Origin of the sequence: Pseudomonas sp. TWI929 (assembly GCF_039673335.1) — a bacterium.
GTDB lineage: Bacteria > Pseudomonadota > Gammaproteobacteria > Pseudomonadales > Pseudomonadaceae > Aquipseudomonas.
The window spans coordinates 12,490-31,447 of the sequence record NZ_JBDJLK010000004.1 but is presented as its reverse complement, the minus strand read 5'-3'; the positions used below and the strand labels follow the sequence as shown (position 1 = coordinate 31,447).

Genomic DNA, 18,958 nt, shown 5'->3' with positions numbered 1-18,958 from the left:
AGGTGCGTTCAATGATGCCTTGGTTCCACGGATCTCAACTGTATCGGGCCAGCATTTCAATGTCCGCGTCTGGCCGAATTCTTCCGTATCTGACCGGCAGCTATGGGTCGAAAGTGGCTGTTCGCGAGTGACGGCTTTCGACCCATGGAGACGCCTGAATGTTGGGGCCGCTTCGCGGCCCATCGCCGGCAAGCGCGGCTCCCACAGTTTTGGTGCAGGCCTGGAAGCTTGATGTTCCTGTGGGAGCTGGCTTGCCGGCGATGAGGCCTGCACTGACAACACAAAGGCTTGGATCAAAGTCAGCTATGGGTCCAGGCTGTGTGAAAACCCCTACGACTGCCTAACCTTCTGATCGTCGAGATCGTGGCGGGGACGATCATGAAGCGATTCATCGAAGGTGAGGCTCGGACGCAAGTCACGCTGCTGCCGGATTGCCTGGACGATTACATCACCGAAGAAAACCCAGTTCGGGTAGTCGACGTTTTTGTCGATGAACTCGACCTTGGGGCACTCGGGTTCGAGGGTGTCGATCCTGCGGCAACTGGCCGTCCGGCCTACCATCCAGCAGTGCTGTTAAAAATCTACATCTATGGCTATCTCAACCGGATTCAGTCCAGCCGCCGGCTTGAGCGTGAGGCAGAGCGTAATGTCGAGTTGATGTGGCTAATTGGCCGATTGGCGCCTGACTTCAAGACGATTGCCGACTTTCGCAGAGACAACGGTAAAGCCATTCGCAGCGTCTGCCGACAGTTCGTAGTGCTTTGCCGCAACCTCAATCTCTTCTCCCAATCGATCATCGCCATCGACGGCAGCAAATTCAAAGCCGTGAATAACCGCGACCGCAATTTCACTCAGGGCAAGGTGAAGGCGCGCATGCAGCAGATCGAGCAGAGCATCGACCGCTATCTAGCGGCAATGGATTCAGCCGATCGGGCAGCGCCGGAAGTGGCCGAGGTCAAGACTGAGCGATTGAAAGACAAAGTCGAAAAGCTGAAACAGCAGATGCAAAAACTCAAGGACATTGAGACGCAGCTTCTAAAACCCTGCCGAGGGTAAGCACCGAGATGAGCCTTCACGTGCTCGCCTACAACCTCAAACGGATGATGAGCATCTTTGGCATCGCAGGACTACTTGAGGCGATCAGGGCGTAAACCCCGTCGCTTGCTGGCCCGCAAACAGCTATATGGGCCGCTGACGCGGCCCATATAGCACTACAAATGTCGTTTTCGCTGGGTAAGGCTATTCACGCTCTCGCCTGCTAATTCCATAGGCAATCCTCGCGACTTTCAGTTTTCAACGTGTTTACTGCGTTTTCACACAGCCTAGACCCAAAGCGGCCATTGCCGAGCGGCAGCAGTAGGTCCAACCAGTTCCGTTTTACAGCCTGAGTATTGGCTGTCACCTTTGGACGCTCACCAAAGCCCGACAATACAACTTCCGGATAACGGTGTTGGCTTTGGGGCGGAAGGGCTAGGCGCGAATACCTGCGGTGGGCTGACCTCCTACAGGTTTGAGCACGTGCTAGCTAGACGAACCGCTGCGAGATGATTACGGCTGATGATGGGCACAAAATCGCGATGGCAACGCGCTGAATGTCGAGTGCGATCACGCGTCCGTAGAGTCTGTAGGCCGTTTTAGCACCCCGCGCAACAGCAGGTCGAACGCCTGGCTTGCCTGCGCCAGCCGCGTGTCGCCGTTCTCGGCCTCCGCGATCCATACCGTCGCTTCCGCCAAACTGCCGTATATCAATGCGGCCAGCGCTTGAGCCTGCGCCTGGACAAGCACACCCTGCAGCACCAGGTTCTCGATCAACTGGCGCATCGACTCTATGCAATGTCGCTGGGCCTCAGGCGAGCCGCCGCCCAACACCGCTCTGGCGTCGCGCAGCACGATGCGCTGAATCTCGGGCTCCAGCGCCATCTCCAGATAGGCGCGGCAGCGTTGGCGAAAACCGTCCCAGGCGTTCTCGGCGGTGTCGGTGATAGCACGCAGGCGCTCGTCCATTTCGGCGTCGAGCTGCTCGACGACAGCCGCCAGCAACCCCTTCTTGTCACCAAAGTGGTGGTACAGCGCCCCCCGAGTCAAACCCGCCCGGGCGGTCAAATCGTCCATCGAAGTGTGCGCATACCCTAGCTCGCTGAACATCTGGCGGGCGGTGACCAGCAACAGGGCCCGGGTTTCTTGCATTGCGGCGCGGGTGCGACGAACCATCAAGCTATTCCTTGTCTTCAACAGCATGGGGTGGGCAAAACGTGTTCATGCCTCGCGCGCATTGTCTTGGGCGCGAGGCGCACTGACAAGCCTGTCGCCTCGTCGCGCGCCGAGCGAACCTCAGTTAGCATGGCCCGTCGCCAGCCTGAAGCCGATCAAAACGAATACGACGCCTGTTGGGCCCGGGCGCGCATGCGCTGGTAGCCCCAGAGCGCGACCAGCAACACTGCGGCCCCAGCGGCCAAGGCCACATTGAATCCGGCCTTGGCGCCCCATGCATCAACCACCTGCCCAGATGCCGCTGCGCCGCCGGCCACGCCAACGTTGAGGCCGGCGAGCAACCAGGTCATGCCTTCGGTCAGCTTGCTTTCGGGCACGATGCGCTCTACTAGAGACATCGCAACGATCATGGTCGGGGCAAAGAACAGGCCAGCGATCAGCACGGCGCCGGCCAGCCCGACAATGTTCCCCGCCAGCAGCAGCGGCAAGGTCGTCGCCGCGGTCGCCAGCCCGCCCAGCAGGAGCAGCTTATGTAGCGGGGTATCGAGTTTCAGCGCACCGAACACCAGCCCGGCGACGCAGGAACCGATCGCATAGCAGGACAGCACCACACTTGCCGCGGCCGGCATGCCCATCTGCTCGGCGAATGCCAAGCTGACGATGTCGACGGTACCGACGATCACACCCATGGCGACCATCAGCAAGGTCAGCAGGCGCACGTCGGCCACTCGAAACACCGAATTGCTGCCTTGCCCGGTGACGGCTTCGGCCTCTACCGGCGGCTCGGTGCCGACCTGTACCACCAAGGCGAACACGCCGATGGCCAGGAGCACGGCGGCAGCCAATGGCCCGGCCTGCGGCAGTACCGCCATGCTCAGACCCACCGAAATCGGCGGACCGGCAATGAAGGTAACTTCGTCGAGAACGGTTTCCAGCGAGTAGGCGGTCTGCAGTTGCGCCTTGCCGCGGTAGATCGCGGTCCAGCGTGCGCGCACCATCGCTGACATGCTGGGCATGAAGCCGGCAAGCGCGGCCCCGATGAATAGCGTCCACTCCGCCAGCCGCCAATAGCTGCAAGCCAGCAGCATGAGGATGCCCAGCACGCTGAGCCCGGCGGCGGCTGGCAATACCCGACGCTGGCCATGGCCGTCGACCAGGCGCGAGATCTGCGGCGACATCAGCGCATAGGTCAGCACGAAGGTGGCTGCCACGGCACCGGCCAGGCCGTAACTGCCGGTTACTTGCGACAGCATGGTGATGATCCCGATACCGGTCATGGGCAACGGTAGCCGGGCCAACAGGCCAGCCAGGGCAAAGCCCTTGGCCCCCTTGGCCTGAAACAACTCGCGGTAGGTACTGAACATGCTCGACTCTCCTTATCGAAAGGCCCTTGCGCAGTCCTGCGCTAGGGCACAATTACATACACTGCGTATGATTAGAACCTTATTATCATACGCATTGAATGTAAACCTTCATGATCGGGCCAGATCCCCTTGTGCAGCTCCCCCTGCGCCCTGGCGCGACCAATCGTCAGAAGGGTCAGCATGGTTTCATCATGCTGGCCCAGTGGCCCTCGACGGCTGACCCTGGATGAACCGCGACGCAATCCGTGCCGAGGTCAAACGCAGCTGAAAACGGCTCTCTACATTCCAATCGGCCAGCTCGGTTTCAGAAAAATCCATGTCCGTCGGGTGGGCGGTGAGAGCCCAGAGCGCTCTGTAAAGGGGCTCAATCTGCAAGTAGTGATTGGTTCATAGTTCCGTAGGTACATCCATGACTGCTCATGGCCGAATGCTGCCTTTCTCCACTGGCAGCCATGGGTCGGTTAGCGACGGTCATACCTCGACCGTCGCTATACGCTTTCAGACCTCCGTCTGCTCCGCCATTTGCAATGCGTCATCAACCTCAATACCTAGGTATCGCACCGTGCTTTCAAGCGTCGTATGACCGAGCAGGAGCTGAACTGCTCTCAAGTTCTTCGTCCTGCGATAGATCAGCGATGCCTTCGTACGTCTCATTGTGTGGGTGCCGTACATGGCTGGTTCAAAGCCAATAGCTTTTATCCACGCTTTGACGGTTCGGGCGTACTGCCGGGTGAAGAGATGCGCTGAGGCGTGTAGCCGGTTAGGAAAAAGTCAATCCTCGCAGTGCAGATGGGCTTGATCTATCCAGGCCTGTAGGGCCAGCCGAGTTTGCTCGGTAATCTCAAACTGCACGGGGCGCTGAGTTTTCTGCTGCATCACTATCGCTCGCGATAACTCGTGCCCACTGCACGGCAAGTTGATCGGAGCATCCGGGTCGATTCAATGTGCTTGAGGCGACATGAATGCGAAACAAGCACACCACCTCAATACCGCTAAATCAGTTAGGCATGCGCCGCTCCCGGCCAACCGGCCTGATGCAAGGCTTTGAGCAACGTCTCACAATCCAGTCCCGGCACGGCATGGCCGTTGCTTTCTGTGGTGTCAGCGGCTAACAAGGCGTTGATGATGGCTTCTTCCACCGCCTCGGTGGCGGCTAGGAACAACTCGCTGATGTGGTCGTTGTTGACCATGCTCAGGTTGTCGGTGGTCGGTGCGCGCTTACTCTCATAAGCGGCCGGCGGCACCTGATTACCGGTGGCAAAGGCGATAAAGATGTCACCGCTGTGGTCTTCATTACCGCCACCGGTGCGGGCGAGGCCGAGGCTGGCACGTTGCGCCAGGCGCGTACATTGGTGCGGCAGCAACGGCGCGTCGGTGGCCAGGCAAACGACTATAGAACCCATGCCCGGGTGCGGCAGCGAAGCCTTGAGAAACGGCGAGTCGGCCTGTTCCATGAAGCGTCCGACCGGGTAGCCGTCGACGCGCAGTTCGTTACGGATGCCGTGGTTCGCCTGGACGATGGCACCAACCGTCCAGCCACCCTGAGTGCAGCTCAGACGTCGTGAAGCGGTACCGATGCCACCCTTGAACTCGTGGCAGATCATGCCGCTTCCGCCGCCGATCGCGCCTTCGATCACGGGCCCACTCACCGCATTACTGGCGGCATCGGCCACATGTTCGGGTTTCACATGGAAACCGTTGATGTCGTTGAGAAGGCCGTCATAGGTCTCCAGCACCACCGGCATGTTCCAGTAGAGACGGCCGTCATCCGGCTGTTGTTCACGGTCCAGCACAATCAGTGCATCGCGCACCACGCCCAAACTGTGGGTGTTAGTAAACGCGATGGGGCTGGTCAAAAGACCTGCCTCGCGAATCCACTCCAGACCCGTGGCGTCGCCGTTGCCGTTCAACACGTGGACGCCGGCAAAGCACGGTTGCTGACTGGTGGAGCCGGCACGGGGTTCGATGACCGTTACCCCGGTCAGGATGTCACGGCCGTTGCTCGTGCACCCTCGCACATTGCTGTGGCCAACCCGTACACCCGGCACATCGGTGATGGCATTGAGGGGGCCGGGTTGCAGTTGGCCAAACTGAATGTTCAGGTCGCGAGCGCGTGGCTTCATCGTGTCTTTCATGTTCACTTTCTCTTGTTTTGATTGGCTTGGTGACGGGGGGCAGGTGAACCATCGGCAGAACCGAGCCTGCTGATCAATTGCCGGTCTTTACCGTGTTCCACGCGCGGGTCCGAATGCGCTCCATCTTCAGCGGCAGTGGTTCCAGCGGAAATAGCGTGGCCAGCACTTCCTTGGAGGGATACACACCTGGGTTGTCGCGGATCTTCCTCTCGATAAGCGCGGTGGCATCCTTGTTGGCGTTCGGATAACTCAGGTAGTTGGATGACTGAGCGATGACATCAGGGCGCAACATATAGTTGATAAAGGCCAGTGCTTGCTCCGGGTTCGGCGCATCGTTGAGTTGCACTAGGCTCTCCACCCACACCGGCGCACCTTCGCGTGGAATGCTGTAGACCAGGTTGCGATGGTTGCCAGCCAGCTCGGAGGCTTTTTGCGCGTCGGAGACACCACCTGCCCAGCCCAGCACGACGCAGACGTTGCCATTGGCGAGATCAGTGATGAATCTGGACGAATCGAAGTAGACGATATGGGGACGCAGTTTCAGCAGCAGTTCCTGAGCTTTCTTGTAATCGTCCGGGTTCCGGCTGTTGTATGGCAGCCCAAGGTAGTGCAACGCGATGGGAATAACCTCGCCAGGAGCGTCCAACATGGCCACGCCACATTGACTGAGTTTGGCCAGGTTTTCTTCTTTGAAAATCAAATCCCAGGAATTGACTGGCGCCTCGGGGCCGAGTATCGATTTAACTTTGTCCGCGTCATAGCCGATACCAGTGGTCCCCCATAAATAAGGGGCCGCATAGCTATTTCCAGGATCGTTGCTCTGCAACTTGGCGAGGATGTCGGGATCAAGATGGGACCAGTTGGGTAACGCTGAGCGATCCAGTTTTTTCAGCACACCGGCCTTGATCAGGTTCGGTAGCAGGTCAGCACTGGCGACCACTACATCATAGCCGCTGCGACCAGCCATCAGCTTGCTTTGCATGACGTCGCTGTTGTCGAACACATCGTAGGCAGCGCTGACGCCAGCTTCTTTCTGGAAGTCTTTTACCGTGTTCGGGGCAATGTAGTCATACCAGTTGTAGATATGAACACTGGGCTTTTCAGCTTCACCGGCCTGGGCGCAGGCCAGGCCGAAACTGAACAGGGCAACCAGCACGAATTGCATGTAACGAATGGCTTTCATGGAGATGCTCCAGAGCGTTAGCGCCGCGTCTAGGGATACCAGCACTGCGCCTGCTAGTTGTGAGTTATTGTTGTGGCAGCGCCGACACCGGCGTGAAGACGAAACAAGCGCAATGCTGTGCTTACACCGCCAGGCCTGATTCAGGGGATCAGGAGTTCACGTCGACCATCACTTTGCTCAACCTGGTCGCCGCTCAGGAGCAGGCGGCGGTCACTGAGGTAGTCATAGTCGTGCCGTGCGGTACTGATCAGGTCGAAATCCAGCTCCACCACATGCCGGCACTCTTCGCGCCCCGCTTCATATAGCGTGCGACCGAATGGATCGATAGCGGCACTCCCACCAGCAAAAACGAGGCCTTCGTCGCCGTCGCCGACTCGATTGACCATCACCGCGAATGCCTGGTTTTCCTGAGCGCGAGCCAAGATCGCGGTACGGTGAACAGGGCCGTATGGATCCATGTTGCCGTTAGTGACCAGGATCAGTTCGGCGCCGAGCTGGCCGAGTGCCCTAGCACTTTCCGGAAACTCAATGTCGTAGCAAATCAGCATGCCGACACGGATGCCCCTCCAGAGCGCAGTGGCATAGCGGTCTCCTGGTTGGAACAGCCCGCGTTCCGACGGCCAAAGGTGAGTCTTGCGATACCTCAGGGCGATACCTTGTGGGGTTACCAGCAGGGATGTGTTGTAGAAGGTGCCGGAGTCGTTCTCAGCCAGGCCGACCACCACTGAGACGTTCCGTTCGCGTACGGCGCGCTGCACAGCCTGTACACTGGGTCCGTCAAGGGGCTCGGCGATTTGGGTGAGCTGTTGCGCGCTGGCAAACCCCATCAGCTGCGTCTCTGGAAAAATCAGCAGGTCGGTATCCACTGCGCAAGTAGCGATGGCGTGCAGGGTACGCTCCAGGTTATAAGCAGTATCGCCATCGCGACCGGTAAGTTGCACAAGCTCAATCTTCATCGGTGATCCTTTCACGTGTAGGTGGACTCGCAATCGCCAAACTGAACAGCACCCGCCAGGGCTGAAATGGAGTATGGAGAGCCATAAAACGGAAAGTAATCACTTCGATGGGGTAACCCCTTATGGGTAGAAACGTGAGCATTACATTGCAGGACATGGCCTGGCACCAGGCAATTGGCAGGCTGGTTGAAGCACTTGACCGTCCTAATTTCTGGCTGGCCTTGGTGCGTCTGCTGGATGGATACATTCCAGTGGACAGTTGGGTTGTACTGATTTTCAGCAATGGCCGTCCGCAGGTGCTCGCAGAATGCCCAGGCAAGGAAGGCGGTCCAGACCCGCTCTTTCAGGATTATCTCAAAGGGCTGTATCTGCTCGACCCCTTCTACCTGGCCAACCGGGAAGCACCGCAGAACGGTTTGTACTGGCTAGCCGACGTGGCGCCGGAGTGCTTCGAACAAACCGACTACTACCAACGCTACTTCCGCCTCAATGTCGTTGCCGATGAAGTGCATATCAACGTCCAACTCGACGCGGAGCGCACCCTCAGCCTGTCGCTTGGAAGTGAGGGTCGTTTCAGTGCAGAGCAGATCGCCCTGCTCACACTCGTCCAGCCCTGGGTTGCCGCCCTGATGCGTCAGCGCATGGCATTCGAGCGGGAGGCGCTGGAGCAGAACACCTCGACGCCACCAAGCTGGCAGAGCTGGCTGGACTCCACTGACCAGCATTTGGACACACGGCTCTCCGCCCGCGAACTGGAAGTCGGTCGACTAATGCTCAGTGGCTGCTCGAACAAGGAGATCGCGCGCAAACTGGCGATTTCCGCCGAGACTGTAAAGGTCCACCGCAAGCATATGTACAGTAAACTCGGCATTAAATCTCAGTCCGAGCTGTTCTCACTGTTTTTGAGCGCGCAGACCTGAAGTCGAAGTTTCATGATGGCGTCGGCCCTCAGGACAATCGGCTTTGTCGCAGCCCGCTTCACTTCAGGCAAATGCCTACCCGTCTCTCAAAGTCGGGCGTTACTGCGCAAAGACTCAACGACAGCTCTGGGTCGAAAGCTGCCGGTCGTGGATGGCTTCTTTCGACCTATTACGGCCCTTCAACTACCGTCTCAGCAGCACTCGTCAATCTGGATCCCGGAGCCTTTGAGTCTTTCGCATAAGAATTTCAGTGCTCGCTGGAATACCGGGTGGCAGTCGGCGTAAGGAAGGTCATTAAGCGAGGCCCAGAAAAATTCGAACAAGTGGCCATGGTCATCCAGTGCTTGATGAGCCCAGCGTTCAGGCAGATCTTGCCTTGGGCGGCAAAGGTGAAACGACCATATCTGATCCAGGTGATCAGCTTTCCAGCACCCCAGATCTATCTCAACCATAGCGTCATTGATACCAGACTCTTCGGCCAGCTCGCGCAAGGCAGCCTCGCCAGGGGTTTCTCCATGCTCAATAGTGCCTTTCACCAGTTGCACCCCTGCCAAGGGGTGTTGAAACAGGAGAAGCCTGGTCGGCAGCATAGACGAGAGCACTACAGGGCAGGCCTTGTCGGGGAGCATTGCAATTTCCATATGCGGCGTGAAAGGCTGCCCTTAATGCCATAGGGCCAAGCGCGCTGGCAACTACATTGCAAACCACGGGCAGAGCCTAGGCACTGTCTGCCATCCGAAAGCACAGGTTGACCGTTGTACCCTTATGTTTGCCAGTGGCCAGGCTAGCGTGGCCGCCAAAGCGCTGCATGATCAATTTCACCAACATCAAACCGATTCCAAAGCCTCCCTGCTTGATCGCGCAACGGGGCCGGAACAACGCCTTCTGTTGCGCAGCAGTCAATCCTTTGCCGGTGTCCTGCACGATTATGTTCAACCGTTTGGGCGAGCGCTGATTGATTGTTATGTACAAAACTCCCCCGTCTGGCATCGCCTCTATCGCGTTGGATACCAGGCTTTCCAATATTTGAACGAGCAACGGGTGATGGCCTGTGACCGGCAGCGTGCTGATGGCTGAAAATTCTACGTGCACATTAGCGTTGCTTAATGGCAGTTCAAAATTTCGCAAGGCTTCAAGTACTGCATCTACCGGGTCGACCTTGCCGATTTCACCCTTCAGCGAGGTGGAGGCAACATGCAGCTCCTTGATCCACTCTGACATGCAATCGACTTGGTTGATGATGTCCCCGATGTTCTTGCAGGCGGCTTGAGTGCCGATCTCCAGGGCCAACTCGGCACTGGAGCGGACCGCGGCGAGCGGGTTGCGTAAGTTGTGAGCTACGACGCTAGTCACTTCGTTAAGCAAAGCGGCCATTTCGTGGTCGATATTTTTTTGAGTCCTGGAAGGAAACAGGTTGCCAAGCCTACCGGTAAAGGAGAGCAGGCCAAGGTAGATCAACGCGGCAGCAATCGAGCAGGCCAACCATACCAGCAGGTAACCCGATCGAGTATGGGCCAGCCAACCAGGGGGCTCTGTATAGAATTCCACGACTGCGGGTACCTCCCCCGCTTTGTTGACGAGCGGGATGTAATGCTCGATAAACAGGTTGCTTGGCTTTCGCATGAACTGCTGTTCTTTGCGATTTTCTTTTACCTGGCGATAGCTTGCAACGACACCACCCTTGCCAGACTCAGTGCTCTCCAGTTCGTCGTTGTCTGGGAATTGCTGGCCGATCAGTTTTGAATTGCTGGACCAAATGATGACTTTGTCGGGGGCATAGACATTGATCAATAACGTGTCCGACTGCCTGGCAATACTGCTCAGGCTCTCAAAAAACAGATTGCGCGATTTCTGACGATTGATCCGGTTTTTTGGAGACAAGCCCCTGTCCGCACGCGAGTCAAGGATGTCGCTTGTTTGATACCCCGGCAGCCCCGTGCTACCCGTATCCACTGCGCCCAAGGCCTGGATGAACTTGGCCGTGAGTGTTGTACTTTGTTCGGTGCTGATACTGACCATCACGCTGGTGGCAATCAGCCCAACCAGGGCGGCGACTGAAATGATACGGGGCCCAATGGGTAGCGAGGGTCTTAGCGCGGATTTGAGTTTCGCCCAAAGCGAGGCGCATTTTTCCCGACGGGTATGTTCGAAAGCCGAGGTTGGCGGGTTGCTCTCGTGAGTCTGCTGCATGCGCTTCACCTCGAGATTGTGAGAGAACACTCTGCACTGCAATTTCGATCATGAAACAAGCACGCACCATGCCAGGCTCGATAGCCTCTGGCACCGGGGTTCAGGCTCAGGCGCGCCGAAGGCGTAACCCAGAAATACCCTTATTTGGGGGATTTTTGGGCTACAGCCACCCAAACGAGGGCTTTCGGGGGTTCAGGCGGGGAAGTGGGTTAACCAATGCCGGGCAAGCATAAAGCGCATTGGCTGCCAAGGTATCATCGGCAAACAAGGGGCCAATCTTGCAGCCTTCCCGGCAGCGCCTTGCTACGCCATAGCCACTGAGCCTGCCGTCACGCTGGCAACCTACGGCGAGTGCATCGGCCTGGGCTATCCACCCGCTCAGGAAGGTTTCGCGTGGAGCGGGGAAGCAGGTGCGGTCGTAAGCGACAACCTCATCGAACGGGAAAGTGGCCAACGGAACAATGTCCTGGTCGTCCAGCTGCAACGTCGTTGGGCGTTTGCTGACACTGGCACGAAAACGCAGGTTGCGATACCTGGCACCAGGGTGGCCATGCCACCCCGATGCAGATCAGGAGCAGTTAGCGGTCTTTGTCCCACTGCGGGTTATCGCGTTGCGATTGCTGACCGCCCATGCGGTCTTTATCAGTCAGGTTCTGCTTGTCGGTTTCGCTCTGCTCAGGGCGGCCACCTTTGCTCCCACTATCGCGAGAGCGGTCCCAGTCCTTGTTCATTTTGTCCTCAGGCTTCTGCCCTGGCTGATTCCCACCTTGTTGTTGCTTGTTCGGCATACCACTACCCGCACCTTGGCCGCCTTGTTGGCCGGATCCAGCAGTATTGTTGCCCATGCCGGTGTTGGCATTGCCTTGGTTGCCGCCCTTGTCTTGATTATTAGCCATGATCGCTTACCTCAAGTCAGACACAGAAAGGCCTGTGTGTTCGTACGACTGCGGTTGCCCTGAAGTGGATGTATGTATTTGCGACTTTTCGGATAAGCGATACGAAATGCAGTTACCTGATACTGAGCTGCGCTAAATACCGATGTGCCGTTGGTTCAGGTCATGATGGGCAGGGCCTGGTCGCTTATCAGCAGCGTTGAACCTTGCCGCTTGTGCCCCACTCCACCTATGACAACCGTGACTTTCTCAAGCCCATGAATAGGTGTCCCATGAACGCAATCGAATTGTTGGTCCAGGACCATCATCTGGTCAGAAAGCTGTTGGAGGAGCTGTCCTCGACTACAGAGCGCGCAGTGAAGAAGCGTGCCGAACTGCTTGCGCGAATCAAGCAGGAGGTAAGCATCCACACGGCACTGGAGGAAGAAATCCTTTATCCGGCGATCAAGCAGGCCGGCAATAAGGAAGTAGCGAAGATGTACTACGAAGCCAAGGAAGAGCACCGCACGGTCGATTCGCTGGTGATACCCGACCTGCTGCATACCGAAACCGGCACCGTGGAATTCGCCGGGCGGGTCAAAGTGATGAAGGAGCTGCTGGAACATCACATCGAGGAAGAGGAAAGCGAACTGTTCCCCACCGCCAGAAAACTGTTGGGCAAACAAAAGCTGGAGGAAATGGGCCATGCCATGGAGGCGCAGAAAAAACTGCTCAAGGGCGAGCAACGCGCTGCCTGACCCCAGCCTGCGCGCAAGCGGTGCGATAGCCCTGTGGGAGCGGGCGCGCGCGAAGAATCCAACGCGGTGCATGGCACCGGCTACGCCGGTGTTCACGCTTGCTCGTTCAATGGGCGGGAGTACGCAAGCGTTCAAACGCATAGTCCGCAACGCGCCTGCGTGTTCCTATCCTCCTTCCGCCGCTCGCTGGTGCCCAAAAGGCTGATGCCCCCACGGCCAAGCCATTCAAGCCAGTTATTGCGCGGCGGTTGGCGCAGGCTCATCGCTGACCCGCAGCAGCCCCCATATACCGCCCAGATTGCCGAAGGCCGCGTAGTCCCGATACAGGTAGTCGCCAGGTACCGCGTTGGCCCCCCCTGCACTCGGGAACATGAAGCTGAAATGCGCTGCCGGGAGTACGCTTTCCTGTGCGCCGATGTACATGGCCATGGGGTTGTAGCCAAAGCGCACCGAACCGATACCCGCGTCTTTCATTGGGAAGCCCCAGAGGTCCACTCTTTGCGCCTGAAACGGGTTGAACGCCCAGACATGTCCATCGAGCTGGAAGGTCGCGCCACGGCTCCCACCCGAAGGCATCAGCACATGGGTGCGGAACGGCTGCCCCGGCTTGACTCGCAGTATCGGTGTTACCGGGTCGCCGCCAACCAGGGTATTGCTGTAGGCCATGTGGGCGTTCGGGACGGCGCCCAGGCCGTTGCCACCCGCCTGGCCGAACGGTGCATCAGGCGCACGGGCAAACCGGTACCACAGGGGCTCGCTCTTGTAGTTGATGGCCATGTCCGAGTTGTCTTTCGGGTCGTTGGGAATGCCCGGCCCTTCGGACGACATGTTCTCCACTGGCAAGCCGTTGGCCCAACGCATGTTCAGGGATTTCTGCCAGACCATGATGAAGTCGCGATAAAGGCTGGCCCCCGGCGCCTGCACCGTAGCCGACGCTCTGGAAGCCACATCCTCCTGCCAGGTGGCACCCGCCGGCGTCACCGACATGGCCGCCACCAGGCCTTTTTGCGGTTGCTTGATCGGGTCGGCCGGCATCAGGTTGAGGCCACCGAACTCGATGGGGGTCGCCTCGATCGTGTCGACGTTGCGCCCCAGTTGCGACCCCACCGGCTGACCGGCGCGCTCCAGGTGCCCGGCGTAGTACTGGTAGGTCCGGCTTGGCCAGGCACCCGTGTTGCCTACCCGTGGCGCCACCGTCTGCACCGGGTTGCTGCCGACGTTGAAGCCATCCGACTTGCTCACGTCGTAGGTCAGCAGTTGGGCGTGCAGGCCAACATGGCTAGAGGGCCGCATCAGGTTGTTGTTGAATGTGGTAGAGCCTTGCGCACCGGAGCGGTCACGCTTGACCGTGCCTTGCATTACCGCGTAGTTCGGCAGGTCCGGCATCACCAAGGGCAGGCGGTTTTCCAGGGTGATATTGATGCAATCGCCGGCGGCGGCGCGCAGTACCAGCGGCTCTACGGGCACCCCGGGCTTGAGCTTGCCAGTAACCGGGTCCAGATCGGCCTTGCGCACATACAGGATGGCCGTTGGGTCGTGCAAAGGGCCGGCCTGCCCGCCAATGGTGAAAGTCTCGCCATCTTCAGGGTCGAAGATCGTCACCAGCGGTACATTCACCGGCCTTGGGTTGTATACCAGGGTGCCACCGAGTGTGTTGAGCGGGCCGCCGACATGCTGGCCGGCACCTGCCGGGTCGCCGATGGCCAGGCCCAACGGGTTGGCGAGGATATCGTTGGCCAGCGCTGCAACCACTTCATAGTTACGCTGCACCGTTGTCCGATTGCCGACGCCACTTGGATTAGGGCTGACACGCGGACACACACCATTGAAATTGACGGTGTTGCGCGCGGCCACCGGCCTGGGGTTGTTCGGCAGCGGGAACAGGTCACTGCGGCTCAGCGAGTAGTTGCGCATGATGCCCCACAGGCCGCTCCAGTAGCCCTCCAGGGAAGCATCCATGGAATACAGGTAATCACCGGTATCGCTGGCCGCACTGGACATCATCGCTACAGGTGCCATGAAGCCTAGCTGCTCGGAGATCGCCACCATTTGCGACGCCTTCCAACCGGTGTTGGAGCTATTGCCGAAGCCGCTGCCCGAATGCAGCCATTTCACGCCGTGCAACGTCAGGTTGTGCTCCTCTTCGTGGCCACCGGCATTCACCCGCAGGCGCACGTTGTCGCCAGTATAGGTGCGTAACATCGGCGTGAACGGATCGCCCGGCATGTCCCCCCGGTTGATATGTTTGGGCAGTACCGTTACCCCGCCGGTGGGGCCGGTCGCCGCAGTGATCGCGCTGGGGGCCAGGTTGAGTGCCGGGATCGCCCGGTCGGTACGGCTTTGCAGGGCATAGGCCAGGTCACCGGCCAAACCATCGGCCTGCATGCCGCGCTTGCCGTCTGGCGCCACCTTGGTTGGGTCGTAGATGCGCAGGCCGAGGGGCTCATGGCGGTAGTTGACGACGAAGATGCCAGGGTCCGAAGCCGAGATCGCTTGCGGGCATGGCCGCGATGGGCAGGTCAGCAGTTGGCCACTGGCAACTTCCACGACGGACTCCAGCAGGTTGGCGGCTGCCTTGCGCGCAGGCGGGTTGATGGCGTAGCGGAAGCTGTCCGCTGTGGCGGGGAAAGCTTGCGCATCGGGTATGCCATTGGGGCCTGCGCCAACGTAGACTCCGGCCTCATAGGCGTGCTGGAAGTCGCTGAACTCGAGGAAGAACTCGCGGTAACTGTCGTTCTTGTTGTCTCCATTGAGATCACCGGTTTCTATTACGGCTTGCCAGGAAGTCGGGCCACCGTCCTGGCGCCCGCCACCGTTGTACAAGGCTTCGCCAGTTTCGGCGTGGTACCACTTGGAACCGGCAGGCTCGGCCAGCACGGTGGCGTACATGCCAACTTGCTGGTGGGTCGAAGGGCCAAGGTGGTCATGGGTAAAGATATTGCCCAGGCCGCGATCGATGTTGTGCACGTTCACCACGGGGTCGGCGAACCACCGTTGCAGCGTGGTGCGCGCACCCAGCCAGTCCGCGCGATTGAATCGCCCGAAGTAAGGGTGCTGCTTGGCCACGGGACAGTCCCCGGTGCCTTCGCGTGGGTCGCTGTCCTTGCAATCGTTGAACCGGCGAATTGCGTGGATGCGCTCGACCACGGTGGACGGTGAGAGCACGCCGTCCTCGTAGTTCCAGCCATTGGCCGAGCCATCGGCGGCAGTCAGGTCCCACTTGGGCAAGTGGATGTGCTGGCCGATGACGTCGGTTGGCGTGCGCACCTGGTAATCGTCGAGTTCGTAGACTGACGGCACCAGGTTGGTGTGCTGGTACATGGTGCAGTCGAAGGTGTTCATACGCATCACCAACGGCTCAGGTGGGCGCTGCTTGTTGATCACCGGCCACGCATCCTCCCACAGGGTGAGGATTCGGGTTTGCGGGAAGTGGTAGCCGATCTTGTTGAACACGGCGTCGAACTGGATATTGGCGCCTTTGTAAACGCGCGGGTGATCGGCACTGAACGGCGAGGCGCCGCTGAACGACTGGGCGTCGAGACGCTCGCCACTGTTGAAATTGCCGGCTCCGGCACTGCGCGTCAGGCGTTTTTGCTGGTCGTCCATGCACGGTTCGAAAAACGGCGCACCCGCCACGGGAGGCCCTCCGTTGGTCAGGAAGTCACGCGGCAGCAGCTGCCCATTGGGCAGCACGGCGAAGCTGGCATGTGATGGCTTGGCGTGGAAGGCCATGGCCGACTGTTCGACCTCGGTGCCCTCCTCGGGGAAATACACCGGCTTGGCGCGTTCCAGGCCCTTGCTCATGTCCAGCAGGCTGGTGGTCACCTGCGCCTCACCGCCAGCCGACCAGCCATCCAGGCCATGACGTGGCAGGCCGCCATCCCAACCACCGGCCTGGGCCGGGTCCAGAGCCGCCCACAGTGCCTTGCCGCTGCCCTTCAAAGCCGTGGCCGTTTGTGCATCGAGCATGTCCAGAGGTGGCGTCGGCGGCCGCTGGCCGACGGTGCTTTCTACGCCGCCGATCCAGAACGGGTAACCTGGGTTTTTCAGGCTGCCATCGGCGTTGCGGTTGGTTTCACTGCGATCGACCAGTGCCAGCGAGCCGACGGCTCTCTGCGTAGCCGGCGTTTCGCTGTCGTCACCCGGTTCCTGGCCTTCAGCCAGCGCTTCACCACTCATTTTGGGAATCACTACCACCTTGCCCGGCATCGGCGGCAAGGCCTTGCCCGGCAAGGGCACGACCGCAGGAATGGGCGTGCCAGCGACGATCTCGCCATCGGGCAAAGCGCGGGCGCCAGAGGCCGGCAAACCACTGCGCAGGGCAAAGGGCTGCGCGTGAAAGTCGTTGCTGCCCGCCTCGGTTACTGCCAGGCGCGTGCCCTGTTCGAACACATCATGGATGCGCCACATGGCCCACATGCCTTGGGCGAAATGCGGGTAGAAATGGCAGTGATAGATCGCATCACCGACCACCCGATTGCGGTTGCCAGACCCACCATTGGCGATTTCGTAGGTGTAACCGGAGCCCGGGCCGACGCCCTGGGCATCCATGTAGTCGGAGTTGTCATCGTTGGGGTTGAACAACCACTGGTGACCATGCAGATGGAAAACGTGTTGCTCGTAACCCACGCTGATATTGCGGAACTTCACCGCATCGCCCAGGTAGCTGTGGGCGACGTTGGAGGGCTCGGCCGGGTACAGCGCCATGCTGGCCTTGATACCGACGCTGTCGGCGGGAGGTACCTGGCCCGGCGCCAGCAGTTCGAGGCCAATGTTGGCCGGCACGTCCACCTGCATCGCGATATCGCCGGTGGTGTGTGCACTGAGGAAGAATTCCTCATAGGCGCAAGATAGGCAATCATGCATGGGCCCGACACCCACCCGGTTGGCGATGACCTCGGCGCCCATGCCACCAGAACCATAATTGACCATGAAGGCGTCGCGAGTCGGGTCGAGCATCTGGCCGAACACCGGGTCGCCCCAAAACCCTGGAAACGCCTGGACAACAGCGGACTGGTCATGGAACACCGCAGCAAAATCGCGGAATGGCTCCAGGCGATTGGGGAGGCTGGGGTTACGCTTGCCCTGGCTTTCAAGTGGATAGGTTGCCGGTGGGAAACTGCCATCGGCATTGGGCCCCATGATCACTGCGTCTGTATTGCTGGCAATGATCTCGCTGCCGTCGACCATGCTCAGGATCGGTTTACCTGCCTTGCCTTCCGAGATCCAGGGTTCAAGCACCGGGTAACGAGCCTGATAGTCGATGATTGGCTGGCCGGCCGGTGTTCGCCCGCGCGTGGCCAAGCGCATCTCTTCTTCGCTGACTGTGTTTTGATAGGCTTGCCCGCCTTTGGGCAGCACCACAACCTGGGCGAACAGGCCGTTGCCGACGTTGCCGGAAGAGCCCTCGCTACCGAAGGTGGCGCCATGACTGGTCGCCGCGAAAGTGCCTTCGCGTTCGGCGTAAAGGGTGTAAGTACGGCTTTGCCCGGGCGCCAGCAAGGTGTTGTCGTTGCGTCCACTGTTGGCGGAAATATCATTGATCGATCCAAGTGCCTGCAAGCCGTTGACCTGGAAACCCACATGGCGGTCGGCGACTTGCGCGTCGACGTGCAACTCGCCGTTGGCGGCATTCTCGTGGTCGCTGCCCTGGCCATTGGGGTTGGCCTGGAACGCCAGCAGGTTCTGCAGGTTGACCGTCAAACAGTCTCCGGCAGCCACCCGCAGTACCAATGGGCGCGGCCGCTTGTCCGGGCGCAAGGTGACTTGACCGGGTGTGGCGCTACCGCCTTGGGTGATCAACAGCCCATTTGTGTCGACCACATCCCCGCGCAGGGCATACATCATGCCGTTGGGGTTATGCGCACCGAGCCGGTTGAACATCAACGGCTGGTCCATGGCCACCACATTGGCCACCAGGGTGCGCTGGCACTGCACCGCCGCCTCGGCCAGTTCACCACCCGCGAACCATACGCCTGCGAGCAAAGCCAACCCTTGCGGCCTCCTCAACCAGCAACGTATGCGATTCAGATCGATTTGAGCGTGTGCGCGGATCATTTGGGCGGGCCTCCGAGTCAGCACAAACAGGGCTGGCCTCGGAACTCGCAAATATCGCGCCAAAAATAAAAAAGTACCAATTCAACCAGTTGCGAAGTTGCCACCCACAATGGGGAAAAAGATACTCATCCCCTGCCCGCTCCCGCCCCCGAACTTGTTTCAAATTATGTATGAAAAACCGGCATGCACGCGCGCGCGAATAGTTGTCACAGAAGTGTCATCAGTTACAAAAAATCGGAATGGTATCGCCTACCGTATCACCGGCGAAACAGACGAAGGCCTTGACGGCCGCATTCCGCGCCCGAGATAACG

General features: G+C 59.3%; 11 protein-coding genes and 3 pseudogenes. 3 read left to right on the top strand and 11 right to left on the bottom strand.

The features are described from left to right. Positions 1-378 precede the first annotated feature (378 nt). Positions 379-1,035: pseudogene (locus tag ABE456_RS03235) on the top strand (transposase); the annotation flags it as partial. A gap of 570 nt (positions 1,036-1,605) precedes the next feature. Here ABE456_RS03235 and ABE456_RS03230 read toward each other — a convergent pair. The 6 genes and pseudogenes from ABE456_RS03230 to ABE456_RS03205 all read right to left on the bottom strand — a co-directional run bounded on the left by ABE456_RS03230 (position 1,606) and on the right by ABE456_RS03205 (position 7,849). Continuing rightward, entirely contained in the window at positions 1,606-2,211 is a 606-nt protein-coding gene (locus tag ABE456_RS03230) for a TetR family transcriptional regulator (protein ID WP_346642673.1), read from the bottom strand. 155 nt (positions 2,212-2,366) lie between these two features. After that, positions 2,367-3,575, bottom strand: a complete 1,209-nt coding sequence (locus tag ABE456_RS03225) for an MFS transporter (RefSeq protein WP_346642672.1) — start codon at positions 3,573-3,575, stop codon at positions 2,367-2,369. A gap of 498 nt (positions 3,576-4,073) precedes the next feature. After that, a pseudogene (locus ABE456_RS03220) lies at positions 4,074-4,478 on the bottom strand (tyrosine-type recombinase/integrase); the annotation flags it as partial. A 98-nt stretch (positions 4,479-4,576) separates the two neighbouring features. Further along, positions 4,577-5,698 carry a P1 family peptidase gene (locus ABE456_RS03215; protein WP_346642790.1) on the bottom strand — a complete coding sequence of 374 codons (1,122 nt, stop codon included), beginning with the start codon at positions 5,696-5,698 and terminating at the stop codon, positions 4,577-4,579. A gap of 85 nt (positions 5,699-5,783) precedes the next feature. Beyond that, entirely contained in the window at positions 5,784-6,893 is a 1,110-nt protein-coding gene (locus ABE456_RS03210) for a polyamine ABC transporter substrate-binding protein (protein ID WP_346642671.1), read from the bottom strand. Between the two features lie 140 nt (positions 6,894-7,033). Beyond that, a complete protein-coding gene (locus ABE456_RS03205) occupies positions 7,034-7,849 on the bottom strand; it encodes a carbon-nitrogen hydrolase family protein (RefSeq protein WP_346642670.1) in 816 nt (271 codons plus the stop codon). 134 nt (positions 7,850-7,983) lie between these two features. Between ABE456_RS03205 and ABE456_RS03200 the strand changes: the two genes are divergently transcribed. Beyond that, positions 7,984-8,769 carry a LuxR C-terminal-related transcriptional regulator gene (locus tag ABE456_RS03200; RefSeq protein ID WP_346642669.1) on the top strand — a complete coding sequence of 262 codons (786 nt, stop codon included), beginning with the start codon at positions 7,984-7,986 and terminating at the stop codon, positions 8,767-8,769. A gap of 191 nt (positions 8,770-8,960) precedes the next feature. On the opposite strand, the gene ABE456_RS03195 is transcribed toward ABE456_RS03200, so the two are convergent. The 4 genes and pseudogenes from ABE456_RS03195 to ABE456_RS03180 all read right to left on the bottom strand — a co-directional run bounded on the left by ABE456_RS03195 (position 8,961) and on the right by ABE456_RS03180 (position 11,855). Next, positions 8,961-9,398, bottom strand: a complete 438-nt coding sequence (locus tag ABE456_RS03195; RefSeq protein ID WP_346642668.1) for an NUDIX domain-containing protein — start codon at positions 9,396-9,398, stop codon at positions 8,961-8,963. Positions 9,399-9,486: 88 nt separating this feature from the next. Beyond that, entirely contained in the window at positions 9,487-10,959 is a 1,473-nt protein-coding gene (locus ABE456_RS03190) for a HAMP domain-containing sensor histidine kinase (protein ID WP_346642667.1), read from the bottom strand. Positions 10,960-11,185: 226 nt separating this feature from the next. Then, positions 11,186-11,491 (bottom strand): annotated as a pseudogene (locus ABE456_RS03185) (GNAT family N-acetyltransferase); the annotation flags it as partial. A 46-nt stretch (positions 11,492-11,537) separates the two neighbouring features. Beyond that, positions 11,538-11,855: a hypothetical protein gene (locus ABE456_RS03180; protein ID WP_346642666.1), complete on the bottom strand. Its 318-nt coding sequence runs from the start codon at positions 11,853-11,855 to the stop codon at positions 11,538-11,540. Between the two features lie 269 nt (positions 11,856-12,124). Between ABE456_RS03180 and ABE456_RS03175 the strand changes: the two genes are divergently transcribed. After that, positions 12,125-12,589 carry a hemerythrin domain-containing protein gene (locus ABE456_RS03175; protein ID WP_346642665.1) on the top strand — a complete coding sequence of 155 codons (465 nt, stop codon included), beginning with the start codon at positions 12,125-12,127 and terminating at the stop codon, positions 12,587-12,589. Between the two features lie 234 nt (positions 12,590-12,823). On the opposite strand, the gene mnxG is transcribed toward ABE456_RS03175, so the two are convergent. Then, positions 12,824-18,646 (bottom strand): manganese-oxidizing multicopper oxidase MnxG, encoded by a 5,823-nt coding sequence (gene mnxG / locus ABE456_RS03170; protein WP_346642664.1) that lies wholly within the window; start codon positions 18,644-18,646, stop codon positions 12,824-12,826. Between the last annotated feature and the right edge of the window lie 312 nt (positions 18,647-18,958).

Bases quoted from the DNA above. Each gene is read 5' to 3' on its own strand.
- ABE456_RS03230 (WP_346642673.1), bottom strand. From the start codon at position 2,211: ATGGTTCGTCGCACCCGCGCCGCAATGCAAGAAACCCGGGCCCTGTTG.
- ABE456_RS03225 (WP_346642672.1), bottom strand. From the start codon at position 3,575: ATGTTCAGTACCTACCGCGAGTTGTTTCAGGCCAAGGGGGCCAAGGGC.
- ABE456_RS03215 (WP_346642790.1), bottom strand. From the start codon at position 5,698: ATGAAGCCACGCGCTCGCGACCTGAACATTCAGTTTGGCCAACTGCAA.
- ABE456_RS03210 (WP_346642671.1), bottom strand. From the start codon at position 6,893: ATGAAAGCCATTCGTTACATGCAATTCGTGCTGGTTGCCCTGTTCAGT.
- ABE456_RS03205 (WP_346642670.1), bottom strand. From the start codon at position 7,849: ATGAAGATTGAGCTTGTGCAACTTACCGGTCGCGATGGCGATACTGCT.
- ABE456_RS03195 (WP_346642668.1), bottom strand. From the start codon at position 9,398: ATGCTCCCCGACAAGGCCTGCCCTGTAGTGCTCTCGTCTATGCTGCCG.
- ABE456_RS03190 (WP_346642667.1), bottom strand. From the start codon at position 10,959: ATGCAGCAGACTCACGAGAGCAACCCGCCAACCTCGGCTTTCGAACAT.
- ABE456_RS03180 (WP_346642666.1), bottom strand. From the start codon at position 11,855: ATGGCTAATAATCAAGACAAGGGCGGCAACCAAGGCAATGCCAACACC.
- ABE456_RS03175 (WP_346642665.1), top strand. From the start codon at position 12,125: ATGAACGCAATCGAATTGTTGGTCCAGGACCATCATCTGGTCAGAAAG.
- mnxG (WP_346642664.1), bottom strand. From the start codon at position 18,646: ATGATCCGCGCACACGCTCAAATCGATCTGAATCGCATACGTTGCTGG.